Genomic DNA, 5,722 nt, shown 5'->3' with positions numbered 1-5,722 from the left:
GATCGCGGCGCGCGGCACGATCTCGTGGACGCGGTTTTCGCGCTCAATCAGCTTGGTCAGCCGCAGGACGATCTCGTCCTCATCGTGATGCGCGTGGAGGCGCTGTCCGATTTCCTCGGCAGCGAGGATGGAAAAAATCTCCTCGCGGGCTACAAGCGCGCGGTCAACATTCTCAATATCGAGGAGAAGAAGGACAAGGCGAGTTATGGCGGCGAGCCCGATCCGGCGCTTTTCCGCCAGGACGAAGAGCGCACTCTCTTCGACCGCATCGAGGAGGCCCGCGCCGAGGCCACGCACGCCATCGGCCGCGAGGATTTCGCCGCCGCCATGACGGCGCTTGCGCGGCTGCGCGCGCCGGTCGATGCCTTCTTCGACAAGGTGACCGTGAATGCGGATGAAAAGGACGTGCGCGAAAACAGGCTGCGGCTCCTCTCGCTGATCCGCGCCGCGCTGCACGAGGTCGCTGATTTTTCCAAGGTCGAGGGATAAGCCCCCTCGCGCTCAAGATTTGCCTTCATGCTCCGCTTCATGCGGGGCAGCCACGTCTTTCCAGCCGATAATGGCGAAGCAGGGCGTGGATAGCCCGAAAAAGCCGGGCCATGACGGGCAAGAGACGGCCAACCAGAGGCGTAAGCGAATGGCGGAACAGAAGTGGGTCTATTCCTTCGGTGACGGCAAGGCGGAAGGCGCCGCGTCGATGCGCAATCTTCTCGGCGGCAAGGGGGCGAACCTCGCCGAGATGTCCAATCTCGGCCTGCCCGTGCCGCCGGGCTTTACGATCACCACCGAAGTCTGTACCGCCTTCTATGCGAACGACCGTCAGTACCCGGCCGAACTCGCAAGCCAGGTAGAAGCCGCGCTTGCCGCTGTCGGCCAGTCTGTCGGCGCGAGCTTCGGCGATGCGCAGAACCCGCTTCTCGTCTCCGTGCGCTCCGGCGCCCGAGCCTCCATGCCCGGCATGATGGATACGGTGCTCAATCTCGGCCTCAACGACACGACCGTTGAGGGGCTCGCACTGCGCTCGGGCGACAAGCGCTTCGCCTATGACAGCTACCGGCGCTTCATCCAGATGTATTCCGACGTGGTGCTCGGCGTCGATCACCACAATTTCGAGGAGATCCTCGAATATTACAAGGAAGAGCACGAATTCAATCTGGATACGGAGCTTACCGCCGAGGACTGGCTCAGGGTCATCGCGCTCTACAAGGAGCGCATCGAGGAAGAGCTTGGAAAGCCCTTTCCGCAGGATGTGAACGAGCAGCTCTGGGGCGCCATCGGCGCCGTGTTCGGCTCCTGGCGCAATGCGCGCGCCGAGACCTATCGCCGCCTTCACAATATTCCCGAAGGCTGGGGCACGGCGGTCAATGTGCAGGCCATGGTGTTCGGCAATATGGGCGAGACGAGCGCGACTGGCGTCGCCTTCACGCGCAATCCCTCGACGGGCGAACATGCCATCTATGGCGAGTTTCTGGTCAATGCGCAGGGTGAGGACGTGGTGGCTGGCATCCGCACGCCCCAGTCGCTGACGAAGAAGGCGCGGCTTGAGGCCAACGATCGCAAGCCCTCGATGGAAGAGGCGATGCCGGAAGTCTTCGTCCAGCTCACGGACGTCTTCGACCGCCTCGAGAAGCACTATCGCGACATGCAGGATGTCGAGTTCACGGTGCAGAACGGCAAGCTCTGGATGCTTCAGACGCGCTCGGGCAAGCGCACGGCGCGGGCGGCGCTGAAGATCGCGATCGACATGGCGCGGGAAGGGCTGATCGACGAGAAGACGGCGGTGACGCGCGTCGACCCGGCCGCGCTCGACCAGCTTCTCCACCCGACGCTCGACCCAGATGCGGAGCGCGACATCATCGCGACCGGCCTTCCGGCATCGCCCGGCGCCGCGTCCGGCGAAGTCGTCTTCTCCTCAGACGAGGCGGCGTCGGCGCGAGCCGAGGGGCGGCGCGTCATTCTCGTCCGCATCGAGACGAGCCCGGAAGACATTCACGGCATGCATTCGGCCGTCGCCATCCTCACCACGCGCGGCGGCATGACGAGCCACGCCGCGGTCGTCGCGCGCGGCATGGGCCGGCCTTGCGTATCGGGTGTCGGCTCCATCCGTATCGACTACAAGGCCGAGCAGTTCACCGTGATGGGCGTCACGGTGAAGAAGGGCGACATCATCACCGTGGACGGTTCGACCGGGCATGTCATCAGGGGCGAAGTGCCGATGCTCCAGCCGGAGCTTTCAGGCGATTTCGCGACGCTCATGGGCTGGGCCGACACCTATCGCCGCATGAAGGTGCGTACCAACGCCGAAACGCCCGTCGACGCGATGACGGCGCGCAAGTTCGGCGCCGAGGGGATCGGCCTTTGCCGCACCGAGCACATGTTCTTCGACGAGGCCCGCATCGTGGCCGTCCGCCAGATGATCCTTGCTGATGACGAGAAGGGACGCCGCGCGCCGCTGCAGAAAATCCTGCCGATGCAGCGCGACGATTTCCGCCAGCTCTTCGTCATCATGAAGGGGTTGCCGGTCACGATCCGCCTGCTCGATCCGCCGCTTCACGAGTTCCTGCCGAAAACGCCGGAAGAGATCGCGCAAGTCTCCGAGACGACGGGCATGCCGGCCGACAAGCTCGCCCGCCGTGTGCAGGAGCTTCACGAGTTCAACCCCATGCTCGGCCATCGCGGCTGCCGGCTCGGGATCACCTATCCCGAAATCTACGAGATGCAGGCGCGCGCCATTTTCGAGGCCGCCATCGAGGCCGCCAATGAGACGGGCGAGGCCGTCATTCCGGAAGTCATGATCCCGCTCGTCGCCATGAAGGGCGAGTTCGATCTGCTGAGGGAAAGGATCGTCGCCGTCGCGGGCGCCGTCGAAAAGGAAAGGGGCACCAGCCTCGAATATCAGATCGGCACCATGATCGAGCTGCCGCGCGCCGCCCTCATGGCTCGGGAGATCGCCAAGTCGGCCGAGTTTTTCTCCTTCGGCACCAATGACTTGACCCAGACCACCTATGGCATCAGCCGGGATGACGCGGCGAGCTTCATGAACGACTATATGGCCAAGAAGCTCATCTCCCAGGACCCCTTCGTCTCGCTCGACCCCGATGGCGTGGGCGAACTGGTGAGCATTGCCGCCGAACGCGGCCGCGAGGCCCGGCCCGGCATCAAGCTCGGAATTTGCGGCGAGCATGGCGGCGATCCGGCTTCCATCGCCTTCTGTGAGGGGGTGGGGCTCAACTATGTGTCCTGCTCGCCCTACCGGGTGCCCATCGCCCGCCTTGCCGCCGCGCAGGCGGCGCTGGCGGTCGCGGCCAATGCGGGCCACGACTGAGGCTCGAGCAGGGTCGCTCCGGTGCGCCGTTTTAGGGCGCCGTTTTAGGGCGTCAGGCTGGTTAATCTTAACCATGTGAAAAAGGGGGCTTCGGCCCCCTTTTTTATTGCCCGCAGCCCGTCCTTCAAGCCCGACGACACGTGGGGCAGGGGGCGCCAAGGTTTGGCCCGTCGCGCAATTAATTTGTATACAGATTAATATTTGAAATCCGCCTCGCGAATAAATATACAGTATACAGAATATATATGGCGTGTGCGTTGCGGTGGCTCCGCTCGTGCGGGGCTTCGCGTCCTGCAAAATTTTCGCCGTGCGAACAAGCCTTGACAGCATTGAATTATTTCGCCTTGAGCTCGCCCAATTTTCGCCATTGTTGAGTACGGTTGAAATTGAATCAGCCTGCGTATCAATGCGCGCATGTGGCGAAAGGGCGCGATAAGACGAAAAATAATCGCGTAAAATCAGCGTTACTCTCATTTTTTCGGCGGAAAAAATGGCGAAATGCCAATGACATAGAAGATTCGCTCATTTATGCGCCAACGAATGGGTTGTGGGCCCCAAAACCATGTGTTAATCGGACCATCCTTGTTAAGTGTGTGAATGCCCAGGTGTCGGGATGGCATCGGGCTCTGGCACGTACTGGCGGCGCTGTCCGCAGTGCCTCGGAAACGGGTTCCCCTGAAAAGGGGGCTGCAAACCGCTGAAGCGGGATGCTCCGGGGACTGATTGAACAACAAAGCGGTCGGATTGGAGAACGATGCGTAAACTTCTCGAGTGGCTCGATTTGAGCCACACCCTCTCGGGCGCGATACATGTGACAGCGGGCGTGTGCTGCCTCGCCGTCGTGTCGGGCGCACTGCTCTCAAGCTTCACATCCACGCAAGCAGCGCTGCCAGAAGCGCAGGTCGCAAAGGCGGAAGCGCCGAAACCCAACCGCGAGAGCATCATTCTTGCGAGCGTGGAGGAACGCGACGCGGCGGTCGTCATTCCCGCGGTCTTCCGTCAGTCGGATACGTCGCTCGTCCACAACGCCGTCGCCATCAGCAAGCCGCGCATCCAGATCAATCTCAAGGATCTCGAAAAAGAACGCCGCTGCCTCACCGAGGGCGTCTATTTCGAAGCACGTGGCGAAAGCGTGGTCGGCCAGCTCGCCGTTGCCGATGTCATTCTCAATCGCGTCATGTCGGGCCAGTATCCTTCAAGCATTTGCGGTGTTGTCTATCAGGGGCAGAAGGCGAAGCAGTGCCAGTTTTCCTTCGCCTGCAATGGCGACATGGACAAGCCGCGCGACCCGGTCGCCTGGCGCAAGGCGCAGCGCATTGCGCATTACGTTCTTTCGGGCAAGGTGCGAAACAGCATCGTCGGTCCGGCGACCTTCTATCACGCCACCTATGTGAGCCCGACATGGGCGCGCTACATGGTCGAGGTGGCGAAGATCGGCCAGCACGTCTTCTACCGCCCGGCCGATCCGATGGATAATTCCGACCCGTCCTGATCCATCCGGGTGCGGAAATGAAAATGGCGGAGCCGAGGACCCGCCATTCGTATTCGCAGACTGGCTTCTGCGCTTCTCTTACTCTGCCTTTCCGGCCGTCTCTGCTTCCTGCAACATGCGGGCGATGGGTCCTGTCGTCGCGATCTGTTCACGGACGATCTCGGGCATGTTGCCTGCCGCCTTGTCGAGTTCGGCAAGTTCCGGCGGGACATACCAGTGGAGCTTGTCCGAGCCATAGGCTTCCCAGACGGCCTTCGCCACCTCGACCGGCGGAATGGCGCGGAACATGCCTTCCTTCGGCGCGTTCTCGACTGCGCCCGGCGGCAGGATCGGCGTGTCGATGAGGCCGGGCAACACATCGGCCGCGCGCACGCCGAAGCGGCGGAATTCGATCGAGAGCGCCTCCGTCAGGCCCTTCACCGCATGCTTCGTCGCCGAATAGACGGCGATGCCAGGCATGCCATAGGTCGCCGAGGAGGACGAGGTGGTGAAGCAGAGCGAGTTCGGCGTCGCCTTCAGAAGCCCGATGGCGGAATGAATGCCGTTGAGCACGCCGATGAAATTGACATGGACGACCTTCAGGACATCCTCGAAGGGCTGCTCGTCGAAGAAGCCGCCAGCGCCGATGCCGGCATTGTTGTAGAGAATGTCCATCTTGCCGCCTGTCGCGGCGCCGAATTCGGCCACGGCCTTCTCGAAGTCGCGCTTGTCGGTCACGTCGAGGCGGCGGACGATGCAGTTATCCGCGCCAAGCTCGGCCTCCAGCGACTTGAGCCCGTCCAGGTTCTGGTCATAGCCGCCGACGAACCAGCCCTTGCCGCGGAACAGGCGCGCTGTCTCTCGGCCCATGCCCGACGCGGCGCCCGTGATGAAGATGGACTTCCGTCCATTCGCGCTTCCCATAA

4 protein-coding genes are annotated in these 5,722 nt (G+C 62.4%); 3 read left to right on the top strand and 1 reads right to left on the bottom strand.

Annotated features, from left to right (window positions below; all coding sequences use genetic code 11):
* The 3 genes from PKA57_RS01190 to PKA57_RS01180 form a co-directional block, all read left to right on the top strand.
* The coding region (locus tag PKA57_RS01190) for a DALR anticodon-binding domain-containing protein (RefSeq protein ID WP_324297088.1) at window positions 1-489 on the top strand (489 nt) is incomplete at its 5' end.
* A gap of 148 nt (window positions 490-637) precedes the next feature.
* Window positions 638-3,325 (top strand): pyruvate, phosphate dikinase, encoded by a 2,688-nt coding sequence (ppdK, locus tag PKA57_RS01185; protein WP_324297087.1) that lies wholly within the window; start codon window positions 638-640, stop codon window positions 3,323-3,325.
* A 754-nt stretch (window positions 3,326-4,079) separates the two neighbouring features.
* Window positions 4,080-4,817 (top strand): cell wall hydrolase, encoded by a 738-nt coding sequence (locus tag PKA57_RS01180; protein ID WP_324297086.1) that lies wholly within the window; start codon window positions 4,080-4,082, stop codon window positions 4,815-4,817.
* A gap of 78 nt (window positions 4,818-4,895) precedes the next feature.
* On the opposite strand, the gene PKA57_RS01175 is transcribed toward PKA57_RS01180, so the two are convergent.
* Window positions 4,896-5,722 (bottom strand): SDR family oxidoreductase (locus PKA57_RS01175; RefSeq protein ID WP_324297085.1); only part of this gene is annotated, 827 nt, incomplete at its 5' end.

Origin of the sequence: Parvibaculum sp. (assembly GCF_035325945.1) — a bacterium.
In the GTDB taxonomy this organism is placed as follows: domain Bacteria; phylum Pseudomonadota; class Alphaproteobacteria; order Parvibaculales; family Parvibaculaceae; genus Parvibaculum.
Note: the sequence above shows the minus strand (reverse complement) of the source record. Positions and strands in the feature narration are given on the sequence as shown.

Excerpts from the sequence above, each read along its gene's own strand:
- ppdK (WP_324297087.1), top strand. The coding sequence starts at position 638 with ATGGCGGAACAGAAGTGGGTCTATTCCTTCGGTGACGGCAAGGCGGAA.
- PKA57_RS01180 (WP_324297086.1), top strand. The coding sequence starts at position 4,080 with ATGCGTAAACTTCTCGAGTGGCTCGATTTGAGCCACACCCTCTCGGGC.